Source organism: Bacteroides sp. ET489, assembly GCF_030518095.1.
GTDB classification, from domain to species: domain Bacteria; phylum Bacteroidota; class Bacteroidia; order Bacteroidales; family Bacteroidaceae; genus Bacteroides; species Bacteroides ndongoniae.
The window spans coordinates 61,478-76,163 of sequence record NZ_JAULLJ010000003.1; the positions used below are offsets into that span (position 1 = coordinate 61,478).

General features: G+C 51.5%; 19 protein-coding genes and 2 tRNA genes. 18 read left to right on the forward strand and 3 right to left on the reverse strand.

Features of this window, described 5'->3' with window-relative positions:
* The first annotated feature begins 134 nt into the window (after nt 1–134).
* From Q3C19_RS02530 to Q3C19_RS02550, 5 genes are all read left to right on the forward strand, one after another.
* Entirely contained in the window at nt 135–818 is a 684-nt protein-coding gene (locus tag Q3C19_RS02530; RefSeq protein WP_022162991.1) for a tetratricopeptide repeat protein, read from the forward strand.
* A gap of 162 nt (nt 819–980) precedes the next feature.
* Entirely contained in the window at nt 981–1,475 is a 495-nt protein-coding gene (ribH, locus tag Q3C19_RS02535) for a 6,7-dimethyl-8-ribityllumazine synthase (RefSeq protein ID WP_277121483.1), read from the forward strand.
* 62 nt (nt 1,476–1,537) lie between these two features.
* A tRNA-Tyr gene (locus Q3C19_RS02540) sits at nt 1,538–1,620 on the forward strand.
* A 9-nt stretch (nt 1,621–1,629) separates the two neighbouring features.
* Nucleotides 1,630–1,702 (forward strand) — tRNA-Gly (locus tag Q3C19_RS02545).
* 310 nt (nt 1,703–2,012) lie between these two features.
* Nucleotides 2,013–2,903 carry a YitT family protein gene (locus tag Q3C19_RS02550; protein ID WP_071148506.1) on the forward strand — a complete coding sequence of 297 codons (891 nt, stop codon included), beginning with the start codon at nt 2,013–2,015 and terminating at the stop codon, nt 2,901–2,903.
* Here the strand turns inward: Q3C19_RS02550 and Q3C19_RS02555 are convergent.
* The 3 genes from Q3C19_RS02555 to truA form a co-directional block, all read right to left on the reverse strand.
* The gene (locus Q3C19_RS02555) at nt 2,890–3,537 is read right to left on the reverse strand and encodes a DUF3256 family protein (protein ID WP_277120468.1); all 648 of its coding nucleotides are present in this window, start codon (nt 3,535–3,537) and stop codon (nt 2,890–2,892) included. The two genes, Q3C19_RS02550 and Q3C19_RS02555, sit on opposite strands and share 14 nt — an antisense overlap.
* A gap of 116 nt (nt 3,538–3,653) precedes the next feature.
* Nucleotides 3,654–4,553: a DMT family transporter gene (locus tag Q3C19_RS02560; RefSeq protein WP_302727020.1), complete on the reverse strand. Its 900-nt coding sequence runs from the start codon at nt 4,551–4,553 to the stop codon at nt 3,654–3,656.
* A gap of 56 nt (nt 4,554–4,609) precedes the next feature.
* Nucleotides 4,610–5,374, reverse strand: coding sequence for a tRNA pseudouridine(38-40) synthase TruA (gene truA / locus Q3C19_RS02565; RefSeq protein ID WP_302727023.1), 765 nt, complete (start codon nt 5,372–5,374; stop codon nt 4,610–4,612).
* 207 nt (nt 5,375–5,581) lie between these two features.
* Here truA and Q3C19_RS02570 point away from each other — a divergent pair, with 207 nt between their 5' ends.
* The 13 genes from Q3C19_RS02570 to Q3C19_RS02630 all read left to right on the forward strand — a co-directional run bounded on the left by Q3C19_RS02570 (nt 5,582) and on the right by Q3C19_RS02630 (nt 14,642).
* Nucleotides 5,582–6,268: a DUF5715 family protein gene (locus Q3C19_RS02570; RefSeq protein ID WP_071148502.1), complete on the forward strand. Its 687-nt coding sequence runs from the start codon at nt 5,582–5,584 to the stop codon at nt 6,266–6,268.
* Nucleotides 6,269–6,399: 131 nt separating this feature from the next.
* Nucleotides 6,400–6,873, forward strand: coding sequence for an arginine repressor (gene argR, locus Q3C19_RS02575; RefSeq protein WP_302727025.1), 474 nt, complete (start codon nt 6,400–6,402; stop codon nt 6,871–6,873).
* 154 nt (nt 6,874–7,027) lie between these two features.
* Nucleotides 7,028–7,585: a GNAT family N-acetyltransferase gene (locus Q3C19_RS02580; RefSeq protein WP_022162999.1), complete on the forward strand. Its 558-nt coding sequence runs from the start codon at nt 7,028–7,030 to the stop codon at nt 7,583–7,585.
* 167 nt (nt 7,586–7,752) lie between these two features.
* Nucleotides 7,753–8,967, forward strand: coding sequence for an argininosuccinate synthase (locus Q3C19_RS02585; RefSeq protein ID WP_071148501.1), 1,215 nt, complete (start codon nt 7,753–7,755; stop codon nt 8,965–8,967).
* A gap of 7 nt (nt 8,968–8,974) precedes the next feature.
* Nucleotides 8,975–9,187, forward strand: a complete 213-nt coding sequence (locus tag Q3C19_RS02590) for a PspC domain-containing protein (protein ID WP_022163001.1) — start codon at nt 8,975–8,977, stop codon at nt 9,185–9,187.
* A gap of 15 nt (nt 9,188–9,202) precedes the next feature.
* Nucleotides 9,203–10,171, forward strand: a complete 969-nt coding sequence (gene argC, locus Q3C19_RS02595; protein ID WP_022163002.1) for an N-acetyl-gamma-glutamyl-phosphate reductase — start codon at nt 9,203–9,205, stop codon at nt 10,169–10,171.
* A 20-nt stretch (nt 10,172–10,191) separates the two neighbouring features.
* Nucleotides 10,192–10,578 carry a four helix bundle protein gene (locus Q3C19_RS02600; protein WP_022163003.1) on the forward strand — a complete coding sequence of 129 codons (387 nt, stop codon included), beginning with the start codon at nt 10,192–10,194 and terminating at the stop codon, nt 10,576–10,578.
* 57 nt (nt 10,579–10,635) lie between these two features.
* Nucleotides 10,636–11,760 (forward strand): aspartate aminotransferase family protein, encoded by a 1,125-nt coding sequence (locus Q3C19_RS02605; protein ID WP_302727029.1) that lies wholly within the window; start codon nt 10,636–10,638, stop codon nt 11,758–11,760.
* A gap of 151 nt (nt 11,761–11,911) precedes the next feature.
* On the forward strand, nt 11,912–12,181 hold the full coding sequence (locus Q3C19_RS02610; protein ID WP_302727031.1) for a hypothetical protein: 270 nt from the start codon (nt 11,912–11,914) through the stop codon (nt 12,179–12,181).
* Nucleotides 12,171–12,512, forward strand: a complete 342-nt coding sequence (locus Q3C19_RS02615; RefSeq protein ID WP_302727033.1) for a type II toxin-antitoxin system RelE/ParE family toxin — start codon at nt 12,171–12,173, stop codon at nt 12,510–12,512. Before Q3C19_RS02610 ends, Q3C19_RS02615 begins: the two co-directional genes overlap by 11 nt.
* A gap of 278 nt (nt 12,513–12,790) precedes the next feature.
* Nucleotides 12,791–13,567: a pyrroline-5-carboxylate reductase gene (gene proC / locus Q3C19_RS02620; protein WP_302727035.1), complete on the forward strand. Its 777-nt coding sequence runs from the start codon at nt 12,791–12,793 to the stop codon at nt 13,565–13,567.
* Nucleotides 13,568–13,704: 137 nt separating this feature from the next.
* Nucleotides 13,705–14,058: a four helix bundle protein gene (locus Q3C19_RS02625; protein ID WP_302727037.1), complete on the forward strand. Its 354-nt coding sequence runs from the start codon at nt 13,705–13,707 to the stop codon at nt 14,056–14,058.
* A 35-nt stretch (nt 14,059–14,093) separates the two neighbouring features.
* The gene (locus Q3C19_RS02630) at nt 14,094–14,642 is read left to right on the forward strand and encodes a helix-turn-helix domain-containing protein (RefSeq protein ID WP_022161971.1); all 549 of its coding nucleotides are present in this window, start codon (nt 14,094–14,096) and stop codon (nt 14,640–14,642) included.
* Nucleotides 14,643–14,686 lie beyond the last annotated feature (44 nt).

Sequence of the window (14,686 nt, forward strand, 5' to 3'; positions counted from 1 at the left end):
GCGGGCCGAAAATAAAGGTTTTCAGCAGCAAAACAAAAAAAGATGCCGCTAAATTTCGCCGATAACTATAAAAAACTTACTTTTGCAGGTCGAATTCCCTACATAAGAATAATAACAAAAAGTATATATCAAAAATGGCAGAACAAAAAAAGACCAACGAAGCCCTGAACGTGGAAGATGCGTTGACACAGTCAGAGGCATTCCTCATCAAAAACAAGAAAGCAATTATCGGTGCCGTGCTGGCAATCGTCATCATCGTGGCCGGAGTAGTGATGTACAAGAATCTGTATGCACAACCTCGTGAAGAGAAAGCACAGGCTGCCCTGTTCAAAGGACAGGAATATTTCGAAGCCGACAAGTACGAACAAGCCCTCAACGGCGACAGCATCGGTTACAAAGGCTTCCTGAAAGTGGCCGAAGAATACAGCGGAACTGACGCTGCCAACCTGGCCAAGGCTTATGCAGGACTTTGCTACGCTCACCTGGGCAAATACGAAGAAGCTCTGAAAGCACTCGACAGCTTCAGCGGCAACGACCAGTTGGTAGCTCCCGCCATGAAAGGTGCTATGGGTAACTGCTACGCTCAGCTGGGTCAGCTGGACAAAGCCGTATCGCTGTTGCTGCAAGCAGCCGAAGAGGCCAACAGCAACGCCATCAGCCCCATCTATCTGCAACAGGCCGGAGAAATCCTGGTGAAGCAAGGCAAGTACGATGATGCCATCAACGCTTACACCACTATTAAGGAAAAATACTTCCGTTCTTACCAATCCATGAACATCGATAAGTACATCGAGCAAGCCAAGTTCATGAAGAAGTAATTGCGCGAAGCATATATACCTTATATATAAGAAATACCGAAAGCACGGAATACATGGAAAAAACACGGAAAGGAGAAGTCCCCGTGGTATCCGTGTAATCCGTGCTTTCGCTTTATACAAACCGCCTTAAACCAAACTCAAAACCATAACATTTTAATATCTATGGCAACAGCTTACCACAATCTTTCCGACTACGACTTCAACTCAGTACCCAATGCCGAGAAAATGAAATTCGGTATCGTCGTTTCCGAGTGGAACTACAACATCACGGGCGCACTGCTCGAAGGTGCCGTGAAAACTCTGAAAAAACACGGAGCTAAAGAAGAAAACATCCTCATCAAAACCGTTCCGGGCAGTTTCGAACTGACTTTCGGAGCCAGTCAGCTGATCGAATATAGCGAAGTGGACGCAGTTATTGCATTGGGCTGCGTAGTTCGCGGAGATACGCCACATTTTGACTATGTTTGCATGGGAACAACCCAAGGCATCGCACAATTGAACGCAAGTGGCGATGTACCAGTGATTTACGGCCTGATTACGACCAATACAATGGAGCAAGCCGAGGACCGCGCCGGAGGAAAATTAGGCAATAAAGGCGACGAATGTGCAATTACTGCAATAAAAATGATAGATTTCGCTTGGAGTTTACAAAAATAGTCGTATCTTTGCATCGCAATTGAGAAACAAAGGTGCTTCACCCGAGTAGCTCGAAAGCCAAAGGGCAAATACCAGAGTGGCCAAATGGGGCAGACTGTAAATCTGCTGGCTTACGCCTTCGGTGGTTCGAATCCATCTTTGCCCACATAAATTTGCGGAAGTAGCTCAGTTGATAGAGCATTAGCCTTCCAAGCTGAGGGTCGCGGGTTTGAGTCCCGTCTTCCGCTCTTAAGAGAATCAGATAGTTATCGCAAGATTTCTATCTGATTTTTCTTTTCTGCCTATTCCAATCCCCCACCATCGCTGAATGATACAAGTACGGCTCGCGAGAGACACTTGTGTGGCTCACGAGCCACACTTGCATTGCTCGCGAGCCGTGCAAGTGTCCCAGAAATGAATGGCAAGTGTCCTACAAAGGCGGTAAAAACGGGGTAAAAAAGAAGGCGCAGAAAGAAATCCGCACCTGCCCGAACATAGGAAAGAAAATTACCATATCTTTGCCGCAAAATGCTTCTGCTATCTATCTGACGAATTCATATGAAAGCAACTGAAACCAGCCCGCTCCGGCAGAATATGCTGCGGGAAATGAAAGACTATCTGATGATCGCTTTGGGCATGATCATGTACGGCATCGGCTGGACCGTATTCCTGCTGCCCAACGACATCACCACCGGAGGCGTGCCGGGCATCGCGTCCATCGTCTATTTCGCTACCGGTTTTCCGGTGCAGTACACTTACTTCGGCATCAACGTGCTGCTGTTGCTGCTGGCCATACGGATACTGGGATGGAAGTTCAGCATCAAGACCATCTTTGCCGTGTTCACTCTGACTTTTTTCCTGTCCGTCATCCAGAAGCTGACCGAAGGACTGGTGCTGCTCGACGACCAGCCTTTCATGGCCTGCGTCATCGGAGCTTCGTTCTGCGGAGGCGGCATCGGCATTGCCTTTTCGGCGAACGGCAGTACGGGCGGAACGGATATCATCGCCGCCATCATCAACAAGTATCGCGACATCACGCTGGGACGCGTTATGCTGATCTGCGACCTCATCATCATTTCGTCCAGTTACTTCGCGTTGCAGGACTGGGAAAAGGTTGTCTACGGATACGTCACCCTTTACATCTGTAGCTTTGTGCTCGACCAGGTGGTCAACAGTGCCCGCCAGTCGGTACAGTTCTTCATCATCAGCGACAAGTACGAGGAGATAGGACAGCACATCAATAAATATCCGCACCGCGGCGTGACGGTGATTCATGCTTCGGGCTTCTACACGGGTCACGAGGTGAAGATGCTGTTCGTACTGGCCAAGAAAAGCGAGTCGCCCATCATCTTCCGCCTCATCAAAGACATCGACCCCAAGGCATTCGTATCGCAGAGTGCTGTCATCGGAGTCTACGGCGAAGGGTTCGACAAGATTAAGGTAAAGTGACGAATTTCCCCTCTTTCCAGGTATAAACCACAGGGCGGCGGACAAAAGGTTTCAACCGGTCCGCCGCTTCTTTTTCCATATAGTCGGGGGTGCAGAAGGTGAAGGTCAGTGCGGCATCGGTGGGCGAAAGCGAAGCCTTCAGGAAGAGGATGTCGGCTTGGCGGCGGGCATCCTGATAGTCGTAGATGTCGGCCGAGTCGGGGGCGGCTTCGATGAAGTCGTCCGTCACGGGCAGGGCAGGCAGGAAGTCGGCAGCGGACAGCTCTTTCCAGTCGGTGGTGTAGAAACGGATGTGGCTGTCGCACGCCGGGGCGCAAACGGTAGAGACGGTGCACACCACCTTGGTGCTATCGGTCAGCGGCAGCAGTTTCATCTCCCAGGTGCTCTGGGGCGTCATGCGGATGTGGATGTAGTCGGGCGTCAGCGCAGTCATCTCCGACTTGCCGTCGAAGCGGTTGGTCACTTCGGCCTTCATTTTGCTTTCCAGAAAGTCGATGAAGTCGGCACGGTTCACCGACGTCAGCAGCAGATTCAGCGAGTCGGGCATAGCCTTGAAAACGTCTTTCGCCAGCTGTGCACGCAGCGACAGGGGCAGCACCAGCAAGCATATAGCGAGTAATATCAAGCGGTTCATAACAGTTAATTAATAGTTGACAATTAATAATAAATAGTGGATGGGGAGGAAATGAACAAGTCTTCATCCTTCATTCTCCATTCTTAATTCTTCATTCTTAATTCTTTATTTCCCTCCTATTTGCTCCCCAAATATAAGAAGAACATTCCTATCAGCACCAAAATCAGGTCGACAGCCTTGCTTTTTAAATTCTTTTCACGGAAGAACAAGGCTCCGAACAGGAACGACACCACCACGCTGCCCCTGCGCACCATCGACACGATGGATATCATCGAATCTTCGTAACTCAAGGCATAGAAGTAGGCAAAGTCGGCTGCACAAAGGAATAGCGAGATGAAGACAATGGTCCACTTCCAGCGGAACGGCGTACTCGACTTACGCTTGGGGTACCACAACAGCAGGATGACGGGGCACATGATGAACACCTGATAGACATTGTACCACGACTGTACCAGCATCGGGTTGAGGCGGGTCATCAGATACTTGTCGTACAGGCCGCTGACGGCTCCCGTCACCGCAGCCAGCACGATGAAGAAGATCCACTTGTTGTGACCGAAGTCGATGCCCTCTTTCTTGCCCGAACGGCTCAGCATGAAGAACGAAGCCACGGCCAGCAAGACGCCCGCCCACTGATACAGGTTGAGCCGTTCGCCGAAGAACAGCATGGCGCCTACGAGCACCATCACCGGACGCGTGGCATTGATGGGTCCCACGATGGTGAGCGGCAAGTGCTTCATGCCGAAGTAACCGAACACCCACGACGAGAGGACGATGAACGACTTTACAACGATATACTTATGCGTTTCCCATCCTGCCACGGGCATCTCGAACATCGTGCCCCGCAACACTTCGGGCGCCGCAAACGACAGCACGATAAAAGGCAGGAAAACCAGGCTCGAAAACAGTGTATTCAGAAACAGGACGGGCAACACGGCGTTGTCGCGCAACGACTGCTTCTTGAAGGCATCGTAAAAGCCCAGCAGCGCAGCCGAAAGAAAAGCAAGCAATAACCACATAATAAAAAAACGAATTAACGGACGTAAGTCTTACATATATAATAAGGAAAGAAGCCTCATCGATCCTCTTCCTCCAAGAACAGTTCCTCGGGATAGGCCACGTCGACCAGGAACAGCGCATTGCCGGGTACGGAAGTCCCCGCACGACAACGGTCCTTCTGCTCGATGACACGACAGAAACCCTCGACCGACAGTTTGCCGCGGCCCACTTCGAGCAGTGTGCCCACAATGGCCCGCACCATGTTGCGCAGGAAGCGGTCGGCACGGATGGTAAACACCCAGGTCACCTCGTCCAGTTGTGTCCACTCGGCGTGCATGATGCGGCAGTTGTTGGTCTTCACGTCGGTATGCAGCTTGCTGAAGCTGGTAAAGTCGGTATAGTCGAACAACCGGCGCGCCGCTTCGTTCATCCGGTCGAAGTCGGGCCGTTGGAACAGTCGGCAACGGTATTGCCGGTCGAACGGCACCTTCGCCGTCGTGACGTAATACTTGTACATGCGTGCCGTGGCATCGAAGCGTGCATGCGCATCGGGCTTCACCGCCCGCAGACGGTAGACCGAAATGTCAGGCGGCAGCAGACGGTTCAGCTTGTCTGTCATGAAGACCGTGTCCAAGGGCTGCTCACTGTCGAAGTGAGCCACCATCAGCGAGGCGTGCACCCCGGCATCCGTGCGCCCGGCTCCCGTCACCTCCACCTCGCGGCGCAGCAACGTCGAGAGCGCCTTCATCAGACACTCCTGCACACTTGCCCCGTTGGGCTGTATCTGCCAGCCGTGATAGGCCGTTCCGTCGTAAGCCAAATAGATGAAATATCGTTGCACAGTTCTTCCTTTTTATATTAGAGGATTCAAAAGAAAAGGACATCTGTCCGTAACCTGCCAGCCGCTCGCAAGCATTCGTCCCGCATCCGGCCATCGGTCAGCCTGTCCCTGCATTTTGGGTGCAAAGATAATGCAGTTTCTGCGGATTAAAGTATCTTTGCCGTGACTTTTGCAAAGACTTGCATATAAATTCACAAAAACAAAGCAATGAAAAAGAACAGATTTACACACTACCTCCCCCTCGTGTTGCTTGCGGCAACCGTAGCTACGTCCACCCTCGGTAGCTGCAAAAAGAAAGACATGTCCCTCAAACTGAACGAACCGCGCAACATCAAGGGCGTCGTCAGCTACAAGCGTTCCTTCGGCGACCTCAACGCCAAGCACCTCGAAGTGGCCCGCGCCATCGGCATCGCTCCCCTGGGCTCGCGCCAGGAAGCCGAAGCCCTGAAGGAGAAGCTTCGCCACATCCAGACCAACGACCTCTACGCTGTCGACTCACTCACCCACTCCATCCCCTACCTCGTGCCCGGCGCAGCCGATCTGCTCGACAGCATCGGAAGCAATTTCCTCGATTCGCTCACCTCGAAAGGACTGAATCCGAATAAAGTCATCGTCACCTCCGTCCTCCGCACCCAGGACGACGTGAAGCGCCTGCGCCGCCGCAACACTAACGCTTCGAGCAATTCTGCCCACTCCTACGGCACTACGTTCGACATCAGTTGGAAACGTTTCGAAAAAGTAGAAGACGAAGACGGCCGCCCCTTGCAGGACGTCAGCGCCGACACACTGAAACTTGTACTGTCCGAAGTGCTGAGAGACCTGAAACAGAATGGCGAGTGCTACGTCAAATACGAACTGAAGCAAGGCTGCTTCCACATTACTTCGAGAAAATGAATAAAGAAGCATCGTTTTTGCATAAATAATCTTCTTTTCGGCAAAAACAGAATAAAAAATCATTGTTTTTGCATATTCTTTCCAAAATAATCCCTACTTTTGCAGCGTTGAAAGAATAATTATACAGAAAGATGAAGAAAAAAGCCAATCGGTTAGACGCAATCAAGATGATCATTTCGAGCAAGGAAGTCGGCTCGCAGGACGAGCTGTTGCAAGCCTTGGGAGAAGCAGGATTCGAACTGACGCAGGCAACCCTCTCGCGCGACCTGAAGCAACTGAAAGTGGCCAAAGCGGCCAACACCAACGGACGATACGTATATGTATTACCCAACGACATCATGTACAAGCGCAACAACGGACAAAGTCCCAGCGAAATGCTGATGTACAGCGGATTCGTATCGCTTCAGTTCTCGGGCAACATCGCCGTCATCCGCACCCGCCCGGGCTATGCCAGCAGCATGGCCTACGACATCGACAACCGCGAGTACGAAGGCATACTGGGCACCATAGCAGGCGACGACACCATCATGCTTGTGCTGCACGAACACACCTCGCACGAGGAAGTACGCCAGTTCCTGTCCAGCATCATACCGAACATCCAATAAAAGAACGCCGGCAAGCACCCCCGAAAAGAAGCATTCGTCAACGAGCGTCCCCAACGGGCCACACCCGCCAACGAAAAACGCCAAGGGCCGATGCCGACACACACAGAAGTAAACGATATAAAAGAACAAAAGAAATAAACTGATCAAGAGAGAAATGGATTCGAAACAAATTGAAGTCATGGTGGCCGACGCTTCACACGAAGTCTACGTCGACAAGATTTTGGATACCATACGCGAAGCAGCTAAAGTACGCGGCACCGGCATCGCCGAACGCACACACGAATATGTAGCAACCAAGATGAAGGAAGGAAAAGCCATCATTGCCCTGTGTGGCGACGACTTTGCCGGCTTCACCTACATCGAAAGCTGGGGAAACAAGCAGTATGTAGCTACCTCCGGTCTGATTGTACACCCCAAGTACCGCGGACTGGGATTGGCCAAACGCATCAAGCAGGCCTCCTTCCAGCTGGCACGCCTCCGATGGCCCTGGGCCAAGATATTCAGTCTGACCAGCGGCGCCGCCGTTATGAAGATGAACACCGAGCTGGGTTACGTGCCCGTCACCTTCAACGAACTGACCGACGATGAAGCCTTCTGGAAAGGTTGCGAGGGATGTATCAATCACGACATACTGGTGGCTAAGAACCGCAAGTTCTGCATCTGCACCGCCATGCTCTACGACCCCGCGCTGCACGAAGAAGACAGAATCTGACATAAATAAAGAATGAAAAATGAAGAATGAAGCATTTTCAGATTCAGGACGCAGGATTCATTCGACAAAGAAACAACAAATAAAGCAAAAACAGCGATGAAGACAAGGGAAAGAAGAGCGACAAAGCCATTCTTCATTCTTAATTCTTCATTCTTAATACAATAGTTATGGAAGCAAAGAAGAAAAAAGTAGTTGTCGCATTCAGCGGCGGGCTGGACACTTCGTTCACCGTGATGTATCTGGCCAAGGAAAAAGGATACGAAGTATATGCTGCCTGCGCCAACACCGGCGGATTCAGTGCCGAGCAGCTGAAAACCAACGAGGAGAACGCCTACAAACTGGGCGCCGTGAAATACGTGACACTGGACGTCACCCGCGAATACTACGAAAAGAGTCTGAAATACATGGTTTACGGCAACGTGCTGCGTAACGGCACCTACCCCATCTCCGTCAGCTCGGAGCGCATCTTCCAGGCACTGGCCATCGCCCGCTATGCCAACGAAATCGGTGCCGATGCCATCGCTCACGGTTCGACCGGAGCCGGTAACGACCAGGTGCGTTTCGACATGACTTTCCTTGTCATGGCACCGGGTGTGGAAATCATCACCCTGACCCGCGACATGGCTCTGAGCCGTCAGGAAGAGATTGACTATCTGAACAAGCATGGCTTTGCCGCCGACTTTGCCAAACTGAAATACTCGTACAACGTCGGCATCTGGGGAACCAGCATTTGCGGCGGTGAAATACTCGACTCTGCCCAGGGATTGCCAGAGAGCGCTTACCTGAAGCACTGCACCAAAGAGGGCACCGAGCAACTGCGCCTCACCTTCGAAAAGGGCGAACTGAAAGCCGTGAACGACGAACACTTCGACGACCCCATCAAGGCTATTCAGAAAGTAGAGGAAATCGGAGCTGCTTATGGCATCGGCCGCGACATGCACGTGGGCGACACCATTATCGGCATCAAGGGCCGTGTAGGTTTCGAAGCTGCTGCCCCCATGCTGATTATCGGCGCACACCGCTTCCTGGAGAAATACACCCTGAGCAAGTGGCAACAGTACTGGAAGGACCAGGTAGCCAACTGGTATGGTATGTTCCTGCACGAAAGCCAATATCTGGAACCCGTAATGCGCGACATCGAAGCCATGCTGACCGAAAGCCAGCGCAATGTAAACGGTACAGCCATCCTCGAACTTCGTCCGCTGGGCTTCCACACCGTAGGCGTAGAGAGCAAGGACGACCTGGTGAAGAACAAGTTCGGCGAATATGGCGAGATGCAGAAGGGATGGACGGCCGAGGATGCCAAGGGCTTCATCAAGGTTTCGTCGACTCCGCTGCGCGCTTACTATGCTACGCACAAGGACGAGTTGAACAACATCTGACAAGCGTATGAGCACGGACAAAAAACTACGACGCCCACGCAACGGCCGCATGATCGCAGGCGTGTGCGCCGGTCTGGCCGAGTTCTTCGGTCTTGACGTTTCACTGGTACGCATCGTCTATACGTTGGCTACGATATTCAGCGCCTTTTCCGGCGTCATCATTTATTTCCTGATGGTACTGATTGTGCCCGAAGAGGAAAACCGTTATTTTAGACAGTAAAAACACAGATTATTTATGATAAAAGTAGGAATTATCGGCGGGGCCGGCTACACGGCAGGCGAACTGATCCGTCTGCTGCTGAACCACCCGGAGGCGGAAATCGTCTTCATCAACAGTGCGAGCAACGCCGGAAACAAAATAACCGACGTACACGAAGGTCTGTACGGCGAGACCGACCTGACCTTTACCGACCAGTTGCCGCTGGACGAGATTGACGTGCTCTTCTTCTGCACCGCCCACGGCGACACACGCAAGTTCATGGAAAGCCACAACGTCCCCGAGGACTTGAAAATCATCGACCTCTCGATGGACTACCGTCTGAAGAGCGACGACCACGACTTCATCTACGGTCTGCCCGAACTGAACCGTCGCGCCACGTGCACGGCCAAGCATGTAGCCAATCCGGGCTGCTTTGCCACCTGCATCCAGCTGGCTCTTCTGCCGCTGGCCAAGAACCTGATGCTGAACGACGACATCATGGTGAACGCCATCACGGGCAGCACCGGAGCGGGCGTGAAGCCGGGAGCCACGAGTCACTTCAGCTGGCGGAACAACAACATCAGCGTCTACAAGGCTTTCGAACACCAGCACGTGCCCGAAATCAAGCAGTCGCTGCGCCAGCTTCAGAACAGCTTCGACTCGGAAATTGACTTCATTCCCTACCGTGGCGACTTCCCGCGCGGCATCTTCGCCACCTGCGTGGTGAAAACCAAAGTTGCTCTGGAGGAAATCCGCCGCATGTACGAGGAATACTACGCCAAGGACTCCTTCACGCATATCGTGGACAAGAACATCGACCTGAAGCAGGTGGTGAATACCAACAAGTGCCTCATTCACTTGGAGAAGCATGGCGACAAACTGCTCATCATCTCGTGCATCGACAACCTGCTGAAGGGTGCCAGCGGTCAGGCCGTTCACAACATGAACCTGATGTTCAACCTCGAAGAGACGGTGGGACTGAGGCTGAAGCCGAGTGCTTTTTAATGAAGAATGAAGAACGAAGAATGAAGAATTCACGCAACAGAAAAGACTCGTTGCTGCATGCCAAAAGCTATGCATTTGCATTGCGGGTGATTGGCATGAACAGGTACTTGAGAGAAGAGGTACAAGAGTTCGTGCTGAGTAAACAAGTTCTTCGTTCGGGTACGGCCATCGGCGCACTGATTCGTGAATCAGAGTTTGCCCAAAGCCAAGCCGACTTCATTAATAAACTGAGCGTAGCGCTGAAGGAAGCAAATGAAACCGATTACTGGCTCAATTTGCTTCACGACTCACAATACATAAACGACTATTCGTTCGAAAGCATGGAAAACGACTGCGGCGAACTCATCGCCCTGCTTGTTTCCTCCATCCGAACGGTAAAAAATAACCTGAAGAAGAATGAAGAATAAACTCAGGAACACATCGGGAAAATTCTTCATTCTTCATTCTTAATTCTTCATTTAAACATGAAACTTTTCGACGTATACCCCCTCTTTGACATCAACATCGTCAAAGGAAAAGGCTGCCACGTGTGGGACGAGAACGGTACGGAGTATCTCGACCTGTATGGTGGCCATGCAGTCATCTCCATCGGCCACGCGCATCCGCACTATGTGGAGATGATCAGCCAACAGGTGGCCACACTGGGATTCTATTCCAATTCCGTCATCAACAAACTGCAGCAGCAGGTGGCCGAACGACTGGGCAAAGCCAGTGGCTACGAAGACTATTCGCTGTTCCTCATCAACAGCGGTGCCGAAGCCAACGAAAATGCACTGAAGCTGGCTTCGTTCTACAACGGACGCACGCGCGTCGTGTCATGCGCCAAAGCTTTCCACGGACGTACATCGCTGGCTGTGGAGGTGACGAACAATCCGAAAATCATCGCTCCCATCAACGACTGCGGACACGTCACCTACGTGCCTCTGAACGATACCGCCACGATGGTGGCCGAGATTGACAAAGGCGATGTCTGCGCCGTCATCATCGAAGGCATTCAGGGCGTGGGAGGCATCCAGCTGCCCACCGATGAGTTTATGCATGCCGTACGCGAGGCCTGCACGCGCAACAACACCGTGCTCATCCTCGACGAAATCCAGAGCGGTTACGGACGTAGCGGTAAGTTCTTCGCCCACCAGCATCAGGGCATCCGTCCCGACCTCATCACCGTGGCCAAGGGCATCGGCAATGGCTTCCCCATGGCGGGTGTACTCATCAGCCCCATGTTTACTCCCGTATACGGACAGCTGGGAACTACCTTCGGTGGCAACCACCTGGCTTGCGCCGCCGCACTGGCCGTGCTCGACGTGATGGAGCAGGAGAACCTCGTGGACAACGCCGCCCGTGTAGGCTCGTATCTGCTGGACGAACTGAAGAAGCTGCCGCAAATCAAGGAAGTGCGCGGACGTGGCCTGATGATCGGTCTGGAGTTCGACGCTCCCATCAAGGACCTGCGCCTGCATCTGCTGAAGGAACAGCACGTATTCACCGGCGTCAGCGGCACCAACGTCATCCGTCTGCTGCCGCCCCTGTGCCTGTCGATGGACGAAGCCAACCTCTTCCTGGAACGGTTCAAAAAGGTGCTGGGATAATGGGGCCGGCACATAACCACAACTATAAGCCCCGCCTTCTCCATGCAGAGAGGGCGGGGCATTATTTTTCATTAAAAAAACAACCGGAAACACTTTTCAATCCAATACTTTCATTATCTTTGAGTTATCAAAACCAAAAGAAAGGACAGCCATGAGTGATACAGCTAATCTGAACGCAGAACTCTTCAGGCAACTAAGCTACATAGCCGATGACGAAACATACATGAAGAAGGCATTGAACTTCATCAAGAAATTGGCTATGCAGAAAGAGGCAGAGGCCGAGGCTACCGAAAATGCCAGCCATCTTTTAAGTAAGGAAGAGGCCCTTGCTAGTTTCGACCAGGCCTGCAAAGAGCTTAAAGAGAACTTAGAAGGTAATTTGACTTTCAAAAGTCTGGAGGAAGCGCTCAATGAATTGTAACATCAGTGTTTCCCCACAATTCTTAAAAGAATTGAGACGTCTCTCCAAACGATACCAATCTATTAAAGAAGACGTAAGGACTCTTTGTATCAGCCTACAAGACAATCCTCTGCAAGGAACCGATTTAGGAAAAGGGCTCCGAAAAGTCCGCATGTCAATCGCCTCAAAAGGCAAAGGCAAAAGTGGAGGTGCCCGCGTCATTACCTACACCGTCATTCTGGCCAATATAGCTTCGGAAGTCAAACTACTGACCATCTACGACAAATCTGAATGCGAAAATATCAGCGACAAAGAACTTCAGAACTTAATCCGTAAATACATTACAGATTAACAAGGGCATTCCCGCCTTGTTTTTCCCCCACCTGCACCCTTCGCGAGCGACACTTGCAATCCATTTGTTCCACACTTGCACGGCTCGCGAGCCACACTTGTGTTTCTCGCGAGCCGTACAAGTGTCTCTCAGAAGCCCCTCAGGCACTTCCTCCGCAAGGCTCACGGCCACTCCCCCTCCATCTGCTTTTTCGCAAGGAAAGACAGCATTTTGATAGTATATTCTAAAAAAAATGTATAATTTTGCCCGAAGAGAAAAGAATTTAATTGACCAACGATATGAAGATAGCAATCATAGGTGCGGGCAACATGGGAGGAGCCATCGCCCGCGGGCTGTGCAAGGGAACCATCATCCCTGCCGCCAACATTATCGTATCCAATCCCTCGGCTCAGAAGTTAGAAGCCCTGAAGGCCGACTATCCCGACATCTGCACCACCAGCGACAACTGCCAGGCTGCCAGCCAGGCCGACATCGTGCTGCTGGCCGTCAAACCCTGGCTGGTACACGACGTGCTCAGCGGAATCAAGTTGAACGAACAGCAGATGCTCATCTCCATCGCCGCCGGCATCAGTCTGGGCGAAATCTGGAACCTGCTTGGATGTCCTCAGATGCCCATCTTCCGCCTGATACCCAACACCGCCATCAGCGAGATGCAGAGCATGACACTCATTGCCAGTGCCCACGCCAGTGCCGAACAGCAACAACTGGTGCTCGACATCTTCAACGAAATGGGACTGGCCATGCTGCTGCCCGAAGAAAAGTTTGCCGCTGCCACGGCCATGACCTCGTGCGGCATCGCCTATGCCCTGAAGTACATCCAGGCAGTCATGCAGGCAGGCATCGAGCTGGGCATCTATCCCAAGGACGGCATGAAGATGGTGGCCCAGTCCGTCAAAGGTGCCGCCGAACTCATCCTGAAGGGCGACACCCATCCCGCACTTGAGATAGACAAAGTCTGCACCCCCGGCGGACTTACCATCAAAGGCATCAACAGCCTGGAGCACGACGGATTCACGTCGGCACTTATCAAGGCGGTAAAAAACAGTGCTGTTTAATGGTAAATGGTTAATGATAAATGGTTAATAAGCTGCGCAATGAAAAAATCGCCACCAACCATTAATCATTCACCATTTATCATTAACCATTAACCATTAATCATTAATCATTTACCATTCACCATTTACCATTTACCATGAATTTGTTAAAGGATAAAAGTTTCAATTTTGCAATAAGGATAGTAAAGCTATGCAAATATCTGAATGAAGAAAAGAAAGAACTTATTCTTTCCAAACAAATTCTCCGTTCCGGGACTTCAATAGGAGCCATGGTCAGTGAAAGCGAACATAGCGAAAGCAAATCGGACTTCATACATAAACTGGCTATTGCCCAAAAGGAAACGAACGAAACCTTATATTGGTTGAAGCTCTTGTATAAGACTGATTATATAAGTCAAAATGCTTATGAAAGTATAAACGAAGATGCTTTAGAACTTATGAAAATAATCACAGCAAGCATCAAAACAGCCAAACAAGGCAACCACTATTAACCATTAATCATTAACCATTAACCATTATATTCCTCATGGACGAACAGATTAAACAAATAGCCGAGCGTCTGCGTGGACTGCGCGACGCCATGGAACTGACAACGGAAGAACTGGCCAGCGATTGCGGCATCGACCGTCAGGAGTACGAACAAGCCGAATCGGGCGAGCACGACATCTCCGTAAGCATGATGCAGCAGATAGCCCGCCACTACGGCATCGCCCTCGATGCCCTGATGTTCGGTGAAGAGCCCAAGATGAGCACCTACTTCCTGACCCGCGCCGGCAAAGGCGTAAGCGTAGAGCGAACCAAAGCCTACAAGTACCAGTCACTGGCTGCCGGATTCAAGGACCGCAAGGCCGACCCGTTCATCGTCACCGTCGAGCCCAACGATAACCCCATGCACTACAACACGCATCAGGGACAAGAGTTCAACCTCGTCATCGAAGGTACCCTGCTGCTCAGCATCGGCGGCAAGGAAGTCACCCTGTATCCGGGCGACAGCATCTACTTCAACTCCAGCCTGCCACACGGCATGAAAGCGCTGGACGGAAAAACCGTACGGTTCCTGGCAATAATCATGTAAATGAAGAACTAAAAAATGAAGAATGAAGAATTTCCATGCGGCGG

Coding starts and splice junctions, on each gene's coding strand:
- Q3C19_RS02530 (WP_022162991.1), top strand. CDS start 135: ATGGCAGAACAAAAAAAGACCAACGAAGCCCTGAACGTGGAAGATGCG.
- ribH (WP_277121483.1), top strand. CDS start 981: ATGGCAACAGCTTACCACAATCTTTCCGACTACGACTTCAACTCAGTA.
- Q3C19_RS02550 (WP_071148506.1), top strand. CDS start 2,013: ATGAAAGCAACTGAAACCAGCCCGCTCCGGCAGAATATGCTGCGGGAA.
- Q3C19_RS02555 (WP_277120468.1), bottom strand. CDS start 3,537: ATGAACCGCTTGATATTACTCGCTATATGCTTGCTGGTGCTGCCCCTG.
- Q3C19_RS02560 (WP_302727020.1), bottom strand. CDS start 4,553: ATGTGGTTATTGCTTGCTTTTCTTTCGGCTGCGCTGCTGGGCTTTTAC.
- Q3C19_RS02570 (WP_071148502.1), top strand. CDS start 5,582: ATGAAAAAGAACAGATTTACACACTACCTCCCCCTCGTGTTGCTTGCG.
- argR (WP_302727025.1), top strand. CDS start 6,400: ATGAAGAAAAAAGCCAATCGGTTAGACGCAATCAAGATGATCATTTCG.
- Q3C19_RS02580 (WP_022162999.1), top strand. CDS start 7,028: ATGGATTCGAAACAAATTGAAGTCATGGTGGCCGACGCTTCACACGAA.
- Q3C19_RS02585 (WP_071148501.1), top strand. CDS start 7,753: ATGGAAGCAAAGAAGAAAAAAGTAGTTGTCGCATTCAGCGGCGGGCTG.
- Q3C19_RS02590 (WP_022163001.1), top strand. CDS start 8,975: ATGAGCACGGACAAAAAACTACGACGCCCACGCAACGGCCGCATGATC.
- argC (WP_022163002.1), top strand. CDS start 9,203: ATGATAAAAGTAGGAATTATCGGCGGGGCCGGCTACACGGCAGGCGAA.
- Q3C19_RS02600 (WP_022163003.1), top strand. CDS start 10,192: ATGAAGAATTCACGCAACAGAAAAGACTCGTTGCTGCATGCCAAAAGC.
- Q3C19_RS02605 (WP_302727029.1), top strand. CDS start 10,636: ATGAAACTTTTCGACGTATACCCCCTCTTTGACATCAACATCGTCAAA.
- Q3C19_RS02610 (WP_302727031.1), top strand. CDS start 11,912: ATGAGTGATACAGCTAATCTGAACGCAGAACTCTTCAGGCAACTAAGC.
- Q3C19_RS02615 (WP_302727033.1), top strand. CDS start 12,171: ATGAATTGTAACATCAGTGTTTCCCCACAATTCTTAAAAGAATTGAGA.
- proC (WP_302727035.1), top strand. CDS start 12,791: ATGAAGATAGCAATCATAGGTGCGGGCAACATGGGAGGAGCCATCGCC.
- Q3C19_RS02625 (WP_302727037.1), top strand. CDS start 13,705: ATGAATTTGTTAAAGGATAAAAGTTTCAATTTTGCAATAAGGATAGTA.
- Q3C19_RS02630 (WP_022161971.1), top strand. CDS start 14,094: ATGGACGAACAGATTAAACAAATAGCCGAGCGTCTGCGTGGACTGCGC.